This window comes from Sphingomonas palmae (genome assembly GCF_900109565.1).
In the GTDB taxonomy this organism is placed as follows: Bacteria; Pseudomonadota; Alphaproteobacteria; order Sphingomonadales; family Sphingomonadaceae; genus Sphingomonas; species Sphingomonas palmae.
On record NZ_FNZZ01000003.1, the window covers coordinates 285,617 to 302,101 of the forward strand.

Annotated in this window: 21 protein-coding genes; 8 read left to right on the plus strand and 13 right to left on the minus strand. The window is 67.8% G+C overall.

The window, feature by feature from the left end:
* Positions 1–7 precede the first annotated feature (7 nt).
* Genes lpdA through BMW51_RS09255 form a run of 5 tightly spaced genes read right to left on the minus strand, consistent with a single transcriptional unit; the run spans position 8 to position 3,697 of the window.
* Positions 8–1,396, minus strand: a complete 1,389-nt coding sequence (gene lpdA, locus BMW51_RS09240) for a dihydrolipoyl dehydrogenase (RefSeq protein WP_093005673.1) — start codon at positions 1,394–1,396, stop codon at positions 8–10.
* 3 nt (positions 1,397–1,399) lie between these two features.
* Entirely contained in the window at positions 1,400–1,711 is a 312-nt protein-coding gene (locus BMW51_RS15875; RefSeq protein WP_143051844.1) for a hypothetical protein, read from the minus strand.
* An 11-nt stretch (positions 1,712–1,722) separates the two neighbouring features.
* Complete coding sequence (locus BMW51_RS09245) at positions 1,723–2,109, minus strand: acyl-CoA thioesterase (protein WP_093005675.1); 387 nt, start codon at positions 2,107–2,109, stop codon at positions 1,723–1,725.
* A complete protein-coding gene (locus BMW51_RS09250; protein WP_093005677.1) occupies positions 2,106–2,318 on the minus strand; it encodes a hypothetical protein in 213 nt (70 codons plus the stop codon). The genes BMW51_RS09245 and BMW51_RS09250 overlap by 4 nt, the downstream gene beginning before the upstream one ends.
* Before the next feature lie 11 nt (positions 2,319–2,329).
* Positions 2,330–3,697: a pyruvate dehydrogenase complex dihydrolipoamide acetyltransferase gene (locus tag BMW51_RS09255; protein ID WP_093005679.1), complete on the minus strand. Its 1,368-nt coding sequence runs from the start codon at positions 3,695–3,697 to the stop codon at positions 2,330–2,332.
* Positions 3,698–3,838: 141 nt separating this feature from the next.
* Between BMW51_RS09255 and BMW51_RS09260 the strand changes: the two genes are divergently transcribed.
* Together BMW51_RS09260 and BMW51_RS09265 are read left to right on the plus strand one after the other, a co-directional pair.
* Positions 3,839–4,291, plus strand: coding sequence for a universal stress protein (locus BMW51_RS09260; protein WP_019515993.1), 453 nt, complete (start codon positions 3,839–3,841; stop codon positions 4,289–4,291).
* Positions 4,292–4,348: 57 nt separating this feature from the next.
* A complete protein-coding gene (locus tag BMW51_RS09265) occupies positions 4,349–5,653 on the plus strand; it encodes a M20/M25/M40 family metallo-hydrolase (protein WP_093006015.1) in 1,305 nt (434 codons plus the stop codon).
* Between the two features lie 89 nt (positions 5,654–5,742).
* Here the strand turns inward: BMW51_RS09265 and BMW51_RS16255 are convergent, their stop codons facing one another.
* Together BMW51_RS16255 and BMW51_RS09275 are read right to left on the minus strand one after the other, a co-directional pair.
* Positions 5,743–6,945 (minus strand): RcnB family protein, encoded by a 1,203-nt coding sequence (locus BMW51_RS16255; RefSeq protein ID WP_245708383.1) that lies wholly within the window; start codon positions 6,943–6,945, stop codon positions 5,743–5,745.
* Between the two features lie 144 nt (positions 6,946–7,089).
* Positions 7,090–7,584 (minus strand): GAF domain-containing protein, encoded by a 495-nt coding sequence (locus BMW51_RS09275; protein ID WP_093005681.1) that lies wholly within the window; start codon positions 7,582–7,584, stop codon positions 7,090–7,092.
* Between the two features lie 98 nt (positions 7,585–7,682).
* Here BMW51_RS09275 and BMW51_RS09280 point away from each other — a divergent pair, with 98 nt between their 5' ends.
* Positions 7,683–8,897, plus strand: a complete 1,215-nt coding sequence (locus BMW51_RS09280) for a hypothetical protein (protein WP_093005683.1) — start codon at positions 7,683–7,685, stop codon at positions 8,895–8,897.
* Positions 8,898–8,900: 3 nt separating this feature from the next.
* Here BMW51_RS09280 and arfB read toward each other — a convergent pair whose 3' ends face one another.
* Together arfB and BMW51_RS09290 are read right to left on the minus strand one after the other, a co-directional pair.
* Complete coding sequence (arfB, locus tag BMW51_RS09285) at positions 8,901–9,299, minus strand: alternative ribosome rescue aminoacyl-tRNA hydrolase ArfB (protein ID WP_093005685.1); 399 nt, start codon at positions 9,297–9,299, stop codon at positions 8,901–8,903.
* A complete protein-coding gene (locus BMW51_RS09290) occupies positions 9,292–9,942 on the minus strand; it encodes an RluA family pseudouridine synthase (protein ID WP_093005687.1) in 651 nt (216 codons plus the stop codon). Before BMW51_RS09290 ends, arfB begins: the two co-directional genes overlap by 8 nt.
* Before the next feature lie 3 nt (positions 9,943–9,945).
* Here BMW51_RS09290 and BMW51_RS09295 point away from each other — a divergent pair, with 3 nt between their 5' ends.
* Both BMW51_RS09295 and BMW51_RS09300 read left to right on the plus strand, forming a co-directional pair.
* Complete coding sequence (locus BMW51_RS09295) at positions 9,946–10,725, plus strand: M15 family metallopeptidase (RefSeq protein WP_245708384.1); 780 nt, start codon at positions 9,946–9,948, stop codon at positions 10,723–10,725.
* A gap of 102 nt (positions 10,726–10,827) precedes the next feature.
* Complete coding sequence (locus BMW51_RS09300) at positions 10,828–11,115, plus strand: hypothetical protein (protein WP_143051846.1); 288 nt, start codon at positions 10,828–10,830, stop codon at positions 11,113–11,115.
* A 96-nt stretch (positions 11,116–11,211) separates the two neighbouring features.
* On the opposite strand, the gene wrbA is transcribed toward BMW51_RS09300, so the two are convergent.
* Together wrbA and BMW51_RS09310 are read right to left on the minus strand one after the other, a co-directional pair.
* On the minus strand, positions 11,212–11,811 hold the full coding sequence (wrbA, locus tag BMW51_RS09305; protein WP_093005693.1) for an NAD(P)H:quinone oxidoreductase: 600 nt from the start codon (positions 11,809–11,811) through the stop codon (positions 11,212–11,214).
* A gap of 81 nt (positions 11,812–11,892) precedes the next feature.
* Positions 11,893–12,615, minus strand: a complete 723-nt coding sequence (locus BMW51_RS09310) for a pirin family protein (protein WP_093005695.1) — start codon at positions 12,613–12,615, stop codon at positions 11,893–11,895.
* A gap of 94 nt (positions 12,616–12,709) precedes the next feature.
* On the opposite strand from BMW51_RS09310, the gene BMW51_RS09315 reads away from it, so the two are divergent.
* Positions 12,710–13,597 (plus strand): LysR family transcriptional regulator, encoded by an 888-nt coding sequence (locus BMW51_RS09315; RefSeq protein WP_093005697.1) that lies wholly within the window; start codon positions 12,710–12,712, stop codon positions 13,595–13,597.
* Here BMW51_RS09315 and BMW51_RS09320 read toward each other — a convergent pair.
* Entirely contained in the window at positions 13,594–14,265 is a 672-nt protein-coding gene (locus tag BMW51_RS09320) for an HPP family protein (RefSeq protein ID WP_093005699.1), read from the minus strand. The two genes, BMW51_RS09315 and BMW51_RS09320, sit on opposite strands and share 4 nt — an antisense overlap.
* A 100-nt stretch (positions 14,266–14,365) precedes the next feature.
* On the opposite strand from BMW51_RS09320, the gene BMW51_RS09325 reads away from it, so the two are divergent.
* Both BMW51_RS09325 and BMW51_RS09330 read left to right on the plus strand, forming a co-directional pair.
* Positions 14,366–14,722, plus strand: coding sequence for a DUF3140 domain-containing protein (locus BMW51_RS09325; protein WP_093005701.1), 357 nt, complete (start codon positions 14,366–14,368; stop codon positions 14,720–14,722).
* 52 nt (positions 14,723–14,774) lie between these two features.
* Positions 14,775–15,794, plus strand: coding sequence for an alpha/beta fold hydrolase (locus tag BMW51_RS09330; protein ID WP_218139382.1), 1,020 nt, complete (start codon positions 14,775–14,777; stop codon positions 15,792–15,794).
* Here the strand turns inward: BMW51_RS09330 and BMW51_RS09335 are convergent.
* A complete protein-coding gene (locus tag BMW51_RS09335) occupies positions 15,748–16,287 on the minus strand; it encodes a hypothetical protein (RefSeq protein ID WP_093005703.1) in 540 nt (179 codons plus the stop codon). The genes BMW51_RS09330 and BMW51_RS09335 overlap by 47 nt on opposite strands.
* Between the last annotated feature and the right edge of the window lie 198 nt (positions 16,288–16,485).

Sequence of the window (16,485 nt, forward strand, 5' to 3'; positions counted from 1 at the left end):
CGACACGTCAGATGTGGATCGGGCGCCCGTAGGCGGCGAGCACGCTCTCGTGCATCATCTCGCTAAGCGTCGGATGCGCGAACACTGTTTCCTGCAACTCGGCCTCGGTCGTCTCGAGCTGCCGCGCGATGACATAGCCCTGGATCAGCTCGGTCACTTCCGCTCCGACCATGTGTGCGCCGAGCAGTTCGCCCGTCTTCGCGTCGAACACCGTCTTTACGAAGCCGTCCGCCTCGCCGAGCGCGATCGCCTTGCCGTTGCCGATGAAGGGGAACTTGCCGACCTTCACGTCGCGGCCGCTTTCCTTCGCCTTCGCCTCGGTCAGGCCGACGCTTGCCACCTGCGGGCGCGAATAGGTGCAGCCGGGGATGTTCCAGGTCTCGAACGGGTGCGGCTTCTCGCCCGCGATCGCTTCGACGCAGACGATGCCCTCGTGGCTCGCCTTATGCGCCAGCCACGGCGCGCCGGTGACGTCGCCGATCGCGTACACGCCCTCGACGTTGGTGCGGCCGTAACCGTCGACCTTGATCTGGCCGCGCTCGGTCGTGACGCCCAATTCCTCGAGTCCCAAATTCTCGGTGTTAGGGACGATACCGATCGCGACGATGACGTGGCTGTAGTCCTCCGTCACGGACTTGCCGTCCTTGCCCTTGATCGTCGCCTTCACGCCGCTCGCCGACGTGTCGATCTTCTCGACGCCGGCGCCGGTAACGATGCGGATACCTTCCTTGGTCAGCCGCTTCTCCATGAAGGCGCTGACTTCCTCGTCCTCGACCGGCAGGATGCGCGGCAGCATCTCGACCACGGTCACCTCGGCGCCCATGTCGTTGTAGAAGCTGGCGAACTCGATCCCGATCGCGCCCGATCCGATGACCAGCAGCTTGGTCGGCATGACCTCGGGTACCATCGCGTGGCGATAGGTCCAGATGCGCTTGCCATCGGCCTTGGCAAAGGGAAGGTCGCGCGCGCGCGCGCCGGTCGCGATCATAATGTGACGGGCGGTCAGCTCGGTCGTCTTGTCGCCCTGCGTGACCGTCAGCTTGCCTTTACCTGTCAGCTTGCCGACGCCCTCGTGCACCGCGATCTTGTGCTTCTTCATCAGGCCCTTGACGCCGGCGTTCAGCTGCCCCGCGACCTTACGGCTGCGCTCCACGATCTTGCCGAGGTCGAAGCCGATGTTGTCGGCCTTTAACCCGTAGTCGGCGGCATGGGTCATATAGTGATAGACCTCCGACGTGCGCAGCAGCGCCTTGGTCGGGATGCAGCCCCAGTTGAGGCAGATGCCGCCCAACCGCTCGCGCTCGACGATCGCGACCTTCATGCCAAGCTGCGACGCGCGGATCGCGGACACGTAACCGCCCGGACCCGAGCCGAGCACGATGAGGTCGTAGTTCATCTCTTAACCTTTTCGCTGAAACTGTCCACCAACGACCATCGCCATCAGCACTGTAGGAACGGCAAATGTAATCGCTCCTGAGAATGTTCTGATGATGGCCCAAGGCCGATCAGTGATTTCTTTGTAGACAGCTAGCGCCTGTAATTTCTGCGCCGCAGTCAAAGCGGGATCTTTTAGAAGCGCGATCACGTCAGAAATTTGTGCTTTATCCAACGTGACTGCTTGAAAGACGGCGCCTGCTGCTGCGCCCAGCAGGGCGGTCGCAACTGGCACAACGACTTGATACAGAATCTTGTCGCGTTTGCTTTCAAGCATGGGCGTTCCCTTTAAGCGTCCACGGGTCGCGGGCGGCGGTCGCGGTCGATCGCGACGAAGGTGAAATGCGCTTCGGTCACCTTGCGGGTCGTCTCGCGGTGGCGGTCGCGCGCGTGCGCCTCGACCGCGATGGTGAGCGAGGTGCGCCCGACCTTGACGACGTCGGCGAACACGCTGACCTCGTCGCCGACGTGGACGGGGGCGTGGAACTTCATGCCCTCCATCGCGATCGTGACCGCGCGGCCCTTGGCACGGCGCGCGGCGACGAGGCCGGCGGCCGAGTCCATCAGGCTCATCAGCCAGCCGCCAAAGATGTCGCCGTAGGCGTTGGTGTCCGCGGGCATGGCGGTGACGCGCATCGCAGGGTCGCGGAATGCCGCACTGGTTGCGTCACTCATCCGCGCACCCTCCACACCTCGCGCGCGCTCAGCACGCCCATCGCCAGCATCGTAGCCGCGCCGACCAGCCAGATCGTCCAGTAGCCCTGCGGATAGCTCCACGCCGCGCCCCAGAAGACGAGCGCGGTGATGCCGAGGCCGAGCGCGCCCCAGGCGATCTCGCGGATCACCGGATCGATCTCCAGCGGGGTGACGTGGCCGCGCGTCATCGCAGCGCCGCTCAGGCGAGCATGCCGAGCGGGTTCTCGACCAACTGCTTGAACGTCTGCATCAGCTCGGCGCCGTCCGCGCCGTCGATCGCGCGGTGGTCGAAGCTACCCGTCGCCGACATGATCGTGGCGACGCCGAGCGAGCCGTCCTCCATCACCCACGCGCGCTTCTCGCCCGCGCCGATCGCCAGGATCATGCCCTGCGGCGGGTTGATGACCGCCTCGAACTGCTTGATCCCGAACATGCCCATGTTGCTGATCGACGCGGTGCCGCCGGTGAACTCCTCCGGCTTCAGCTTCTTGTCGCGTGCGCGTGCGGCAAGATCCTTCATCCGGGTCGAGATGCTCGACAGGCTGGCCGTGTCCGCCTCGGTGATGACGGGGGTGATCAGCCCCTCGGGCGTCGACACCGCGACTGAGATGTCGGCGCGCTTGAAGCTGACGAGCTCGTTCGGCGTGAACATGACGTTGCACTTCGGCACCTGGATCAGCGCGGCGGCGAGCGCCTTGATCATTAGGTCGTTGACCGACAGCTTGACCCCGCGCGCCGACAGGCTGGTGTTCAGGTCACCACGCAAGCTGAGCAATTTGTCGAGGCGCACGTCGACCGTCAGGTAGATGTGCGGCACCTGCTGCTTCGACTCGGTCAGGCGACGCGCGATCGTCTTCCGCATGTTGCTGAGCTTGGTGGTCTCGTGCGGCACGTCGGGTATCTGCGGTGCCGCCGCGGGCGCAGGAGCGCTGCCGCCTGCGGTCGGCGCGGGCTGCGACGCCTCGGCCTTGGGCGCAGGCGCGGCGCCCGGCTTCGCCTGCTCGACGTCGGCCTTGACGATGCGCCCGTTGGGGCCGCTGCCGGTCAGCTGCGAAAGGTCGAGGCCCTTGTCGGCGGCGATGCGGCGCGCGAGCGGGCTCGCCTTGACGCGGTCGCCGTCGTTCTGCGCGGGGGCAGCAGTGCCGGGCTTCGGCTCGTCCTTCGCGACCTGCGCATCCGCCGGCTTGCCATGATCGCGGTCGTCCTCAGGCGCGGGCCGTGCCTCGCTCCCGGTCTTGTTCGGGTCCTTGGGCGAGGGATGCGCCTCGCTCTCCTTCGCCGCGGGCTGGGGCGTCGACTCGCCCGATACGCTGCCCGCATCCTCGCCATCTTCGGCGAGCAGCGCGATTACCGCGCCCACCTTCACGCCGTCGGTCCCCTCGGGTACGGCGATCTTCGCAATCGTGCCCTCGTCGACCGCCTCGAACTCCATCGTCGCCTTGTCGGTCTCGATCTCGGCCATGATGTCGCCCGAGCGCACCGTGTCGCCTTCCTTCACCAGCCATTTGGCGAGCGTGCCTTCCTCCATCGTCGGGGAAAGGGCAGGCATCTTGATCTCGATCGGCATGGCAAACCTTTGCACGAATGCTTTCCTGGGGATGCGCGCGTCTCTCGCCCCCCGGCACCGTAGCGTCAAGCCCGCGGCGTGATCGGCATCGCTTGGCGGCTCTTCGAAAGCCTAGTAGATCGGGGGAAGAAAGGCCTTGCCATGCGCATCTACCTGACCGTGATCGACGACACGCCCGAGGCGCAGATCGCGCTGCGCTTCGCCGCCAGGCGCGCGGTGAAGACGGGCGGCGGGGTCGAGATACTGGCATTGATCCCGCCGCAGGAGTTCATCGCTTTCGGCGGCGTCCAGGCGACGATCGAGGACGATCAGCGCCGCCATGCCGAGGGGCTGGTGCAGCGTGCGGCGGGCACGCTGCTGGAGGAATCGGGTTTGCGCCCGTCGCTGACGGTGCGCAGCGGCGACGGGCCCAAGGTGATCCGCGAGCTGATCGCCGCCAATCCGCAGATCGCGGCATTGGTGCTGGGCGCGGCGGCGAGCGGCGCGCCGGGCGAGCTGGTCGGGCATTTCGCCGCCGATGTCGGCAGCCTGTCGGTGCCGCTGATGATCGTGCCCGGCGGGCTCGACCGCGAGGCGATCGACCGCCTGAGTTGACCGGCGTGCGATCACAGCGGCTTGAGCGCGGACGCGTTCGCGGTCACAAACGGCGCCATGAACCGCTCGCTCCTGCTCGCCGCGCTCCCGCTCGCTGTCATTCATCCTGCCGCCGCGGCTCCGCGCGAGGCGCCGTCGAAGGAGCGGATGCGCGCGACAGTCGAGAAGCTCGTCTCGTTCGGCACGCGCCACTCGCTGTCGTCAGCGACCGATCCGGTGCGGGGGATCGGCGCGGCGCGTAACTGGACCGCAGGCCAGTTCGCCGCGCTGTCGCGTGAGTGCGGCGGCTGCATCACGACCGAGCGTCTGTCGCGCCGCTTCATCGGTCCGCGCGCGCCGGACGGCGTTGTGATCGAGGACGTGCTCGGCATTCAGCCGGGTAGCGAGCCGGGGCGCTACGTCATCGTCGGCGCGCACATCGACAGCCGCGTCACCGACGTGATGAACGTGACCAGCGACGCACCGGGGGCGAACGACGACGCGTCGGGCGTCGCGCTGGTGCTGGAGGCGGCGCGCATCCTGTCAAAGCATAAGTTCAAGGCGACGATCGTCTACGCGGTCTTCTCGGGCGAGGAGCAGGGGCTGTGGGGCGCAACCTTGCTCGCCGACACCGCCAAGGCGCGCGGATGGCAGATCGACGCGATGCTCAACAACGACATCGTCGGCAATTCGGTCGGGCAGGGCGGCGTGGTCGATGCGAACCGCGTGCGTGTCTTTTCCGAGGGCATCCGCTCAAGCGAGTCGCTCGCCGAGGACATGGAGCGCCGCGCGATCGGCGGCGAGGACGATGGGCCCAGCCGCGCGCTCGCCAAGGCGATCGACGGTATCGCCGACGCGCTGCCGGGCAAGTTCGACGTGATGCTCGATCGCCGTCCCGATCGCTTCGGGCGCGGCGGGGACCACGAACCGTTCCTGAAGCTCGGCTATCCCGCGGTCCGCTTCTCGGTCGGGGCGGAGAATTGGGACCGTCAGCATCAGGACGTGCGCACCGAGAACGGACGCGTCTTCGCGGACACGATCGACGGCATGGACTTCGACTATCTCGCCAAGGTGACCGCGATCAACGTTGCGACGATCGCGCGGCTGGCGGCGGCGCCCGCTGCGCCGGCGAGTGCGTCGATCGCGGGCGCGCTGACCCGTGACACGACCGTGAAATGGGCGGCGGTGCCGGGGGCACAATCCTACCGCGTGCGCTGGCGTGCGAACGACCGGCAGGCGTGGAGCGACGAGCGCGTCGTGACGGGTGCGACGACGACGCTATTGAAGAACGTGCCGGTCGACGATCATTTCGTCGGCGTCAGCGCGGTCGGGGCCGACGGCGCGGAGAGCCTGGTGACGTTCGCAGGGCGCGATCGTGGCTAGGGTTGGGCCTGCATACCGGTACCGGATACGACAACGCCGCCCCGTCGTGATCGGCGGGACGGCGTCGTGATTACCTCGCTGTCAGTGCGTCAGCAGTTGCACTTGCCCTTGTAGCGATAGCCCTTGGCGTGGCCGTAGGACGCGTCCTCGTACACTTCCTCCTCGACTACGTTCGCGTTCGAGCCGCCGCTGACGGTCACCGTCGTGATCGTTGTACCGGGGTAATACCAGCCGTTGGCGTAGTAGCCGACCGACCCGACGGTGCTCGACGTCGTCACGACCGTGCCGTTACCGGCCACGACCGAGGGCGCCGGATAGGCGATCTGCGGTCCGGGGCCGTAGCCGGGGGGCGGGGGATAGCCGGCGCCGGCGGTCGCGTAACGCGTCACACCCGAGTAGGTGGTGCCGGCATAGTCGCCGCCGTAGCGGCCCTCCTGATAGGCGACGACCGGGGCGCCCTGTCCGGCGTAGCCGCCGGGCGCCGGGTAAGGGGCGCCGTAATCGGGGCCGACCGCCGGCGCGACGGGAACGCGTCCGGCGCGATCGTTGCGGTCGATCTCGCGCCCGACCAGCGCGCCTGCACCCGCGCCGATCGCGGTGCCGAGCAGGCGGTTGCCGCGTCCGGCGATGACGTTCCCGGCAACACCGCCCGCAACCCCGCCAATCACCGCGCCGCCAAGACCATTGTCGCGGTCGCGCGTCGCGTAACCGCCATAGGCCGCACCATAGCCGTTGTCGTACGCGTCACCGCGATAGGTATAGTCGACGCCCTGTCCATCGAACCGATCCCAGCCGATCCCGCCGACGCTGTCGTAGACCGAGCCGCGACCGTCGACGAGCACCGCGTCGTCGTAATAGCGCGACCAGCTATAGCCGACGGGCGGCGCGTACAGGCCGTAGGTCGACCAGTCGTTGACGTACCAGTTGGGCGAGACCCAGTAGCTCGGCAGCACGAAGCCGCGCACCGGCCGGCGATAGGCGCCCCAGCCGCCCGGCGCGCGCATGCCGCCCCACCAGCGATTGTTGATGTGACCGCCCCAGCGCGGCCGACAGCCGCCCAGGCACGAGTTGCCGCCGATCGGACGCGGGCCGTTCCAGCCGCCGGGACGATGTCCGTTCCAGCCACCCGGCCGCGGCGCATTCCACCCGCCGGGTTTCGGCCCGTTCCAGCCGCCGGGTCGGGGAGCATTCCAGCTGCCCGGACGTACGGGCGCCATTCCGCCGCGCGGACCCGCATGGGCGGGCACGGCCATGACGGTGGCGGCGGTGGCGGCGATCATCAGCATGCGCATGGCCGTTCATTCCCCTGTAAGGTGCGTTGCGCGATCGAACGCGCTTCACGTTTACCGGTTGCTTACCAAGCGCCAGATCGTCTCGCCACTGCAACGACCGTCCCGAAGTGGTGCAGCCGCGCAGGTAGACATCAACCCTGTTCGTTAGGAGATCGCGCCCGCGATCCGCGGCGCGAGCAGCGCCATCAACCGCTCGCATCCCACCGTGTCCTCTTCGTCGAAGCGGCCGGGCAAAGGACTGTCGAGATCGAGCACCCCGATCAGCCGGTCGTCGTGCACGATCGGCACGACCAACTCGGACGCACTCGCCGCATCGCAGGCGATATGGCCGGGGAAGGCGTGCACGTCGTCGACGCGCTGCGTCGTCCGCGTCGCCGCCGCAGTGCCGCACACGCCCGCACCCATCGCGATACGGATGCACGCCGCCTTGCCCTGAAACGGACCCAGAACAAGTCCGCCGTCGACCATGCGGTAGAAGCCCGACCAGTTGAGATCGGGCAGATACTGCCAGATCAGCGCCGCGGCATTCGCCATGTTGGCGACCGCATCGGGCTCGTCAGCGGTCAGCGCGTCAAGCGCGGCGAACAGGTCGTGGTAGAGCTCGTCCTTGGAGCCGGCGGACACGTCAAAGGCATACATGGCGCGCGATGTAGAAGCGCGGTGGGGGAGATGCCAGCGGCTGCGGGCAGGAAGGAACGGCACTGGCGTTCCCGCAGGGCGCTCCGTAGCATTCCGCCATGACGCTTCTTCGCACCCGCGTTCCGCTGCTCGCGCTCACCGCATCGCTCACGCTCGGCATGGGCCCGCCGACCGACATCACCGAGGTCACGCTGCTTCCGGCGCAAATAGTGGCTCAGGCCGACGTGCCCGGCATGAAGAGCAAGCTGGAGGACCTAGCGAGCGTGGATCCGGTGACGCCTTTACCAGCGAGCGCCAGGGACTCGATGCAGAGCATGGGCGCTATTCAGGCGTTGAGTCTGTTCGGCCGCGAAGACCTCGTCGCGGAGCAGAGTAGTAATTATCCCGCGAACGGATGCGCGGCGCTGACCGGCGTGGGCGAAGTGATGGGCGAGATCACCCGCCGTGCACGGCAGACAAGCATCGTCATCATCAATGAAAGCCATGAGCGCTCTGAGCATCGCGGCTTCACCGCGGAGGTCGCAGCGCGATTGCGTCCGCTCGGCTACAGCATCTTCGCGGCGGAGACATTCTCGAACCCCGAACCGGGTCAACAACGCTTCCTGCCGTCGTTCATGACGCGACCGGCGCAGTCCTACCTTGAGGACGGGGGTGGGTATTACACGGCAGAGGCTGGTTATGGCAGGCTGACGAGGCGTGCAAAGGCACTCGGCTATCAACTGCTGCCGTACGAGATTACCTTTGACAAGGTGAAGACGATCAAAGGTCGACGCGACGAGCAGGTTGCGGTGCGTGAAAAGGAAGAGGCGACCAATCTGGCCGCGATCATCAAGGCGCATCCAGGTGCGAAGTTGCTCGTTCACGTCGGTTATTCGCACGCAGCCGAAGTGCCGCAGGAGAGGGGCAACCGCTACATGGCGGCGCGGTTGAAGGCGAAAACCGGCATCGATCCGCTGACGATCTCACAGACGACCTGCCGTGGTGGGGGCGCAGAGCGCCGGCTCGCTGCGTTGCCGGCGGACGAGCCGGCGGGCACCTTCGATCTCGTCGTTGATCACCCAAGCGCTACCTTCGTGCGCGGGCGACCAACGTGGCGGCAGCGCGCGGGCGACCGCGCTGTGACAATCCCGGCGATGCTCCGGCCCAGGTCGGGTTGGCGGGTGATCGAGGCACGGCCGGTCGGTGAGCCGATTACTTCCGTGCCGCTCGACCGTGTGGCGATCCGTGCGGGCGAGGATGTCGCGCTGATGCTGCCGCCCGGTCGCTATCAGCTGCGCGCGATCGACGTGCCGTACGTCAAGCCAGCGGCGTGAGGCTCAGTCGAGCCGTACCTTGCCGCGGCCGGCCTTGACCGCGCTGCGGCCCTTCTTCTCGTCGACGCGGCGGGCCTTGGCGGCGCGGGTCGGCTTGGTCTTGACCCGGCGAGCCTCACGCTTCTCGGCTTCCGCGAGCAGCTCCGCCAGACGCTGGCGCGCGTCCTGCCGATTCGCCTCCTGCGTCCGATAACGGCGCGCAACGAGCACCAGCGTCCCGCTCGCGGTCAGGCGACTGCCTGCCAGCACCTTCAGACGGCGGTAGGTCTCGGGAGAGAGGCCGAGGCGGAACACGTCGACGCGCAACTGGCACGCGGTCGCGACCTTGTTGACGTTCTGTCCGCCCGGCCCCGTCGCGGCGAGGAAGCGCTCGTCCAGCGCGTCCTCGGGTATCTCAACCATCGAAGCCCAGCGCGCGGAAGCGGTCGGGCCAGGGTGCGGCCGCGACGATCGGCTCCTTCGTTCCGCGCGGTACCGTCAGCGCGGCGGCGTGCAGCATCGTGCCGCCCTTGTGCGCGACACCGTAGGTCGGATCGCCCGTCACGGGTAGGCCGAGCCCTTCGAGCGCGTGGACGCGGATCTGGTGCGTGCGGCCGGTCTCAGGCCGGAACTCGACCAGCGCGCGGCCATCGTGCGTGCCAAGGAGCGTCCAGGCGGTACGCGCGGCTTTGCCCTTCGCGTCACCCGTCATCCACCAGCCGCGTTCTGCGGTCGAGCGCTTGGCGAGCGGCAGGTCGATCGTGCCGTCGCTACCCTCCGGCACGCCGTCGAGGATCGCGAGATAGCGCTTCTCGACCGTGCCGGCCTCGAACGCCTGCTGGAACCGCGCGTGCGCCTTGGGGTTGCGCGACAGGAGCAGACAGCCGCTGGTGTCGCGGTCGAGCCGGTGGACGGGTTGCGGCCAGCGCTGAAACCCGAAGGTCAGGGAGTTGAGGTGATTTTCAAGGCTGATCGCACCATCGCGCGGCCGATCGACGGGAAGCCCGGCAGGCTTGTCGATCACCAGCGCCTCGCCATCCAGAAACAATACGCGTTCACCAAGCATGGTGTGCGCTCTGCCATCGCGCGCGCGCGGCGGCTAGTGCTGGCGGTGTCGGCGCTGGTAACCGCGGTGCCGGCGGGCGCGGAGGTGTGTAGCGGCACACCGCCCGCGATTGCCAGCGACGGGCGCGTGCTGAGTCATCTTCCCTACGGTGATGCGCCGCCGAGCGAGCTGACCGCAGTGCCCGCTGATCTGGCTGTAAGAGGGTGCACGCTGCGACGCGACGTGCTGCCCGATCTCGACCGGCTGCTGCGTGCGGCGGCGACCGATCCGGCGGTCGGCGGGCGTATTCTGGCCCTGTCGTGCCACCGCTCGCTGACGCGGCAGGGCGGGGTCTTCTGTCGCGAGCCCGCGACGGAGGCCGACACGCGCGCGGTGTCGGTCGCGCCGCCGGGGCATAGCGAGCACGCGACGGGCTACGCGCTCGATTTCGCGTTCCGCCCGCGCGTGAACGACTGCCCCGATGCGGAGGCGTGCATCGCCGCCACGCCTGCGTTCCGCTGGTTGCGCGCCAACGCACCGCTTTACGGCTTCGAAATGTCGTTCCCGGTCAGCAACGCGCAGGGTGTGAAATGGGAGCCGTGGCATTGGCGCTGGGTTGGGACCAGTGTGGCCGAACCAGGTGCCGCGCGAGCACGGCTACTGTTCGCGACCGCGCGACGGCGTTTCCCCGCGTCGCCCGGCGTCGACACGGCGATCGAGGTCGCGACCGTGCCGCCGCCACCGATCTACCTGTCGCTGCCGGCCTTTACCGATCCGCGAGCCAAGCGGCGGCGACGTCGCTGATCGAAGGAGAAGAGCAGGGGCGGTGACGACGCGTAAGAAACAACGGGTCGACATACCGATTGAAAGATGAAAAGGTAACCTAAGCTGACACAGGAGGCATGAATGCGTAAGGTTCTGCTCGCGGCCGCTCTCTCGACGCTCGGATGTGGTCCGGCGATGGCACAGGTTATTGCCTCACCGCCGGAGTCGTTCCCGAACAGCACCACGATGCCTCCGCAGGTCGCCTTCAACTTGTACAAGACCAGCATGCTGAAACTGCGCGATGAGGCCCGCGCGCTTCAGCAAGCGGACGGCGGCACGCTCACGCCGGAACATGACGCCGAGATACAGCGGAAGATCGACCGCACGACGATCACCTTTCATCGGCGTGTGGGCGGTTTGCCGTTCTAATGAGAATAGCTTGATTTTAAACGTTACCGCGCCTGATTAGGCTGGGGCCGAACGTGTAGGAGGAGCGAGTCGCCCCGCTCCTCCCGTGCTGACATTTTACTTAAGCTTGGCGGCAAGCTCGGCAATGCGCTTGCCCTGATATCGCGCACCATCGAGCTCCTTGGCATGCGGCTGGCGGCTGCCGTCGCCGTCGGCGATCGTCGAGGCGCCATAGGGTGTGCCGCCCAGTACCTCGGTCACGCCCATCTGACCCTTGAAGCCGTAATCCAGCCCGACGATCGTCATGCCGTGATGGAGCAGGTTGGTCAGGATCGAGAACAGCGTGGTCTCCTGTCCGCCGTGCTGGCTGGCGGTCGAGGTGAATGCACCACCGATCTTGCCGACCAGCGCGCCACGCATCCACAATCCGCCGGTCGTGTCCCAGAACGCGGCCATCTGGCTCGGCATACGGCCGTAGCGGGTGGGCGCGCCGACGATGATCGCGTCGTAGGCGGCGAGCGCGTCGGGACCTTCGATTTCGGGATGTGCGGTGTCGGTCTTGAACCCGGCCGCCTCGACGACCTGCGGCGGCGCGGTCTCCGCCACGCGGCGGATATCGACCTCGGCCCCGCCGGCGCGGGCACCCTCCGCGACCGCGTCGGCCATCTGCTCGATGTGGCCGTAGGAGGAGTAATAGAGAACGAGGACTTTGGTCATGGCGTCTTCCTTGATGCAGGTTGGTTGACCCGTCCCGGGCACAATGCCGGGAAGGCAGTTCGGTTCAGTCGAAGCAGTCAGTTAGAGCGAGTCGACGAGCACGAGTTCGGCATCATCTAGCGCGGTGATCGTCACCGTCTGCCCGCCGCCGAGCGCGATGCCGTCGCGCGCTTCGTAGCGCTCACCGGCGATCTCGATCGCGCCCGTGGCAGGCACGAGATAGGCGTGCCGGCCCGCGTCGACCTGGTGCGTCACCTGCTCGCCCGCCTTCACGGTCGCCGCCAGCACGCGCGCTTCCGCACGGATCGGCAGCGCGTCACCGTCGTCGGCGAAACCGCTGGCGAGCGTCACGAACTTTCCCGAGCGATCGTCCTTGGGAAAGGGCTTCGCGCCCCACGACGGGCTGCCGCCAGTGCGTGTCGGCTCGATCCAGATCTGGAACAGCGTCGTCGGCTCCGACTCAAGGTTGTACTCGGCGTGGCGCACGCCCGAGCCCGCGCTCATCACCTGCACGTCGCCTGCCGCGGTGCGACCGGTGTTGCCGAGCGAGTCTTTGTGCGTGATCGCGCCCGAGCGGACGTAGGTGATGATCTCCATGTCGCGGTGCGGATGCGGCGGGAAGCCGGTGTTCGGCGCGATCGTGTCGTCGTTCCACACGCGGATCGCGCCCCAGCTCATGCGGTTCGGATCGTAGTAATTGGCGAAGGAGAAATGGTGCCGCGCATCGAGCCAGCCGTGATCGGCGTGGCCGAGCGAGGCAAAGGGGCGGCGTTCGATGCGGGTCGCGACTGCGGTATCGGTCATGTTGGCCTCCGTTGTTGCAGCAGAGATAGTCCGGCCGCCGACGCGCGAAAACGGAAACGATTGAAACGGATCGTTTCAGACGGTACCGGGGCTCATGCGCTTACCCGATCTGGAAGCCTGGGCGATTTTCGCCGCGGTGGCGGAACATCGCTCGTTCAGCGGCGCGGCCGACGCGATCGGGCTGAGCAAGGCCACCGTGTCGAAGGCGGTGTCGCGGCTGGAGGCACAGCTGGGGCAATCGCTGTTCCACCGCACCTCGCGCCGACTCGCGCTGACCGAGGCGGGGCGCCCGCTTGCCGAGCGCGCGGCGCGGATGGTGGCTGAGGCGCGCGGCGCGGAGGAACTGGCGCACGATGCCGCAGCGGCGCCGGTTGGGCGCGTACGACTGGCGGCACCGGCGTCGTTCGGCATTCGCAACGTCGCCCCGCTCGTCGCCGAGTTCCTGGCGGCACATCCCGGGATCGAGATCGAACTGCACCTGTCCGACGCGCGCGTCGACATCGTCGCCGAAGGCTTCGACGTTGCGCTCAGGATCGCCGACTTGCCCGATTCGTCGCTGCGTGCACGACGCCTGTGCACGGTCGCGGCGCATCTGGTCGCTGCGCCATCGTACCTGGCGGCGCACGGCACACCGACGCACCCCGCGCAGCTCGGCGAGCATCGCCTGCTCGGCTATACCAACATAACCGGGCCGTGGCGCTTTCGTGGACCCGGCGGCGCGGACGTGTCGGTCAAGGCCGAAGGGCCGCTGTCAGCGAACTCCGGGGATGCACTGGTGGCGGCGCTGGTCGCCGGGCTCGGCATCGCGCGGCTGCCGGCCTTTATCCTGGGTGATACGCTGACGAGCGGAAAGGTGGTGCCGATCCTGCCCGAGTGGACCCCGCCCGGCGTCGCGCTCCACCTGCTCACCCCGCCGAGCGCACTTCGGCCTGCTCGGGTCGAGGCGCTCATCGCATTTCTGGCGGAGCGGCTGCGCGATTAGCCACGGCTGCGCTGCGCGGCGTGCGCGGCGACGGTGCGGAACAACAGGTCGAGGTCCTCGCGCGACACGTCGAACGTTTCGCCCAAATCCTCTAGCGCGCGGTCGATGTCCTCGGGGTGCGGCACGCCAAGTGCGGGCGTGACATGCCCGGCGGCGGGGACGGGCCGGTGCGGGTAGCTGTGGCCCGACAGGCGGTGGAACAGCACGCCTGCCCCCGCCAGCACGACCGCGTTCGCCGCGACGGGAACGAAGGCGAAGGCCCAGCCTTGCGCCTGAACCGCGCTGCCGCCCAGCACTGCGAGCAACGAGGCTGCGCCGCCCGGCGGGTGGAGCGAACGGGTGAGCGACATCAGCGCGATCGCGCCGCCGACCGCGAGACCGGCCGCGAGCGCGGGATATGGTACGACGCGCGTGACCGCGATGCCGACCAGCGCGGACAGCAGGTTGCCGCCGATCACCGGCCACGGCTGCGCCAGCGGGCTCGCCGGCACCGCGAACACCAGCACGGCCGACGCGCCCATCGGCGCGACCAGCAGCAGCGAGACGCTGTGCGGCAGCAACGCGGTGCAGATCGCTGCCGTAAGCGCGATCCCGACCAGTGCGCCGGCAGCGGCGATCATCCGGTCGCGCAGGTTCGCGCCGGCGAGGATGGGTTTGAACGAGGCCATATGTCGCGCGCTATGCAATGCCGCGCCCCGGCACAATCCGCGCCCGCGCCGAAACCGCGAACGGCGGAGCGGCGTTGGCGCGCTCAAAGGAGAGTGCGTGATGGCCGAGACGTCCGACGACCAGCAGAAGATCTACGAGGAGTTCAACGACGCGGTGAACATGACCCCGGCCGAGCTGGAGAAGTTCCTCGACACCGACGACAGCAAGCGTGTCGGCTGGAAGGGCGAGGACGGGCAGGGTTCGGGTGAGAGCGTCGGACACAAGGCGGGCAAGCGCATCGTCGAGATCAAGCGCAAGAAGAAGGCCGATTTGACCGACGACGATTACAAGCACATGAAGAAGGTCACCGGCTACGTCCACCGCCACCTGGCGCAGGGTGGTCCGGCGAAGGACAAGGAAGATTCCAACTGGCGCTACTCGCTGATGAACTGGGGGCACGATCCGGAGAAGGGCTGACGCGCGCCGCGCAATGGTTGATAACGCGTCCGTCACGATGACGGAGCCGCGCATGTCTCGACCTATCCACCGCTTGCTCGCGCTCGGGCCGCTCGTTGCCACGGTAGCTGCGGCACCCGCTGAGCGCGTGCCCGATTATGGCGCGCGGCTGGAACGGTTCGCCTATCCGTTCCCGGTCAGCATGTTTCCGCTCACCGTGCTCGGCGAGGCGGCCGAGATGGCGTATATGGATCTGGTACCGCCGCGCCCGAACGGCCGCGCGATCGTGCTGCTGCACGGCAAGAATTTCTGCGGCGCGACGTGGGAGGCGACCGCCCGCGCGCTGGTAAATGCGGGGTACCGCGTGGTCATCCCGGACCAGCTCGGCTTCTGCAAATCGTCGAAGCCGCGCGCGGCACAGTACAGTTTCGAAGGGCTGGCCAGCAACACCGACAGGCTGCTGAAATCGCTGGGGATCACGCACGCGACGATCGTGGGTCATTCGATGGGCGGCATGCTCGCGATGCGCTACGCGATCATGTTTCCCGCCGCGGTCGACCGGCTGGTGCTGGTCAATCCGCTCGGCCTGCGCGACCGGTCGGAGGACGGATTGCCGTACACCGACGTCGATACCTTGTGGGCGGGTGAGCGGCGCACGACCCCGGCGTCGATCAAGGCGTATCAGCTCGAGAACTATTATCACGGGCAGTGGCGCCCGGCGTACGACCGTTGGGTCGCGATGCAGGCGGGGATGTACGCGGGGACAGGGCGCGATCAGGTCGCGCTCGCGCAGGCGAAAACTGCTGAGATGATCAAGACGCAGCCGGTCGCGCACGAACTCTACCGCATCAAGGCGCCGACGACGCTGATGATCGGCACGCTTGACAAGACTGCGTTCGGCCGCGCGCAGATGCCCGCGTCGCTCCGCAGCTTTCTTCAGGCGATCCCGCAGATCGCGCCCGAGGCAGCGCGCAAGATCCCGCGCGCCCGCTTGTTGAAGCTCGACGGCCTCGGTCACTCGCCGCAGGTCGAGGACCCGGCGCAGTTCAATCGTGCATTGCTGGGCGTGCTGAGCGAAGCGGCGAATAGGTGAGGGTAGAGGCGGCGCGGGCGGGGATAAAGCGGCGGTGGCCCGGCTGATTGTCGTTCGCCGCGCGCGGGTGCGGCGCTCGGGCCGACGCGAACCAACAGCTCAGCGCGACCGTCAAACCCGTCAGCGGCGACCAGGGTACGGCAACGAGCGCGAGCAAGCCCGCCGCGCGCAGCAGCTCGTCGGCGCTGCGGCGTCGCTCGCAGGCCCAGGCAGCGGACGCAGCCATCGCGCCGACGAGGAGCGCGAGCCACGGTCCGGTGATCTCGGCCGGGTAGCCGGCCAGCGCGTGCGGATTGATCCAGCCGACTCCCGCTGCCGACCAGGCCAGACTCCCGACGATCGCAGACCAGATAGCGCCAGCACGATACGCGCGCGCCAACGACAGCGGCGCAAGCACCCATGCCATCGGCGTCACCGCGCCGCCGACAGCGAGCAGCAGCGCGGCGGTGCCGGCGTGACGGCGATCTCGCCCGCGACGAGCGGAGAATGTCATCGGGATTAATGGATAACCGTGCACGACGGCTGCGATGCCATGCCGCTGGTTGTCGCGGCGTTAAGGGCGAGCCTGCGGCGCCGGCATTGACGCTGCCATCGCTCGTGCGTATAGGCGCCGACGTCCGACAGGAGGCGACTCCGCGCCGGGCAAGCTTGAACATTGCTGGATGCTTGAAGGACCGCGAGGGCCGTTATC

Excerpts from the sequence above, each read along its gene's own strand:
- lpdA (WP_093005673.1), bottom strand. The coding sequence starts at position 1,396 with ATGAACTACGACCTCATCGTGCTCGGCTCGGGTCCGGGCGGTTACGTG.
- BMW51_RS15875 (WP_143051844.1), bottom strand. The coding sequence starts at position 1,711 with ATGCTTGAAAGCAAACGCGACAAGATTCTGTATCAAGTCGTTGTGCCA.
- BMW51_RS09245 (WP_093005675.1), bottom strand. The coding sequence starts at position 2,109 with ATGAGTGACGCAACCAGTGCGGCATTCCGCGACCCTGCGATGCGCGTC.
- BMW51_RS09250 (WP_093005677.1), bottom strand. The coding sequence starts at position 2,318 with ATGACGCGCGGCCACGTCACCCCGCTGGAGATCGATCCGGTGATCCGC.
- BMW51_RS09255 (WP_093005679.1), bottom strand. The coding sequence starts at position 3,697 with ATGCCGATCGAGATCAAGATGCCTGCCCTTTCCCCGACGATGGAGGAA.
- BMW51_RS09260 (WP_019515993.1), top strand. The coding sequence starts at position 3,839 with ATGCGCATCTACCTGACCGTGATCGACGACACGCCCGAGGCGCAGATC.
- BMW51_RS09265 (WP_093006015.1), top strand. The coding sequence starts at position 4,349 with ATGAACCGCTCGCTCCTGCTCGCCGCGCTCCCGCTCGCTGTCATTCAT.
- BMW51_RS16255 (WP_245708383.1), bottom strand. The coding sequence starts at position 6,945 with ATGCGCATGCTGATGATCGCCGCCACCGCCGCCACCGTCATGGCCGTG.
- BMW51_RS09275 (WP_093005681.1), bottom strand. The coding sequence starts at position 7,584 with ATGTATGCCTTTGACGTGTCCGCCGGCTCCAAGGACGAGCTCTACCAC.
- BMW51_RS09280 (WP_093005683.1), top strand. The coding sequence starts at position 7,683 with ATGACGCTTCTTCGCACCCGCGTTCCGCTGCTCGCGCTCACCGCATCG.
- arfB (WP_093005685.1), bottom strand. The coding sequence starts at position 9,299 with ATGGTTGAGATACCCGAGGACGCGCTGGACGAGCGCTTCCTCGCCGCG.
- BMW51_RS09290 (WP_093005687.1), bottom strand. The coding sequence starts at position 9,942 with ATGCTTGGTGAACGCGTATTGTTTCTGGATGGCGAGGCGCTGGTGATC.
- BMW51_RS09300 (WP_143051846.1), top strand. The coding sequence starts at position 10,828 with ATGCGTAAGGTTCTGCTCGCGGCCGCTCTCTCGACGCTCGGATGTGGT.
- wrbA (WP_093005693.1), bottom strand. The coding sequence starts at position 11,811 with ATGACCAAAGTCCTCGTTCTCTATTACTCCTCCTACGGCCACATCGAG.
- BMW51_RS09310 (WP_093005695.1), bottom strand. The coding sequence starts at position 12,615 with ATGACCGATACCGCAGTCGCGACCCGCATCGAACGCCGCCCCTTTGCC.
- BMW51_RS09315 (WP_093005697.1), top strand. The coding sequence starts at position 12,710 with ATGCGCTTACCCGATCTGGAAGCCTGGGCGATTTTCGCCGCGGTGGCG.
- BMW51_RS09320 (WP_093005699.1), bottom strand. The coding sequence starts at position 14,265 with ATGGCCTCGTTCAAACCCATCCTCGCCGGCGCGAACCTGCGCGACCGG.
- BMW51_RS09325 (WP_093005701.1), top strand. The coding sequence starts at position 14,366 with ATGGCCGAGACGTCCGACGACCAGCAGAAGATCTACGAGGAGTTCAAC.
- BMW51_RS09330 (WP_218139382.1), top strand. The coding sequence starts at position 14,775 with ATGTCTCGACCTATCCACCGCTTGCTCGCGCTCGGGCCGCTCGTTGCC.
- BMW51_RS09335 (WP_093005703.1), bottom strand. The coding sequence starts at position 16,287 with ATGACATTCTCCGCTCGTCGCGGGCGAGATCGCCGTCACGCCGGCACC.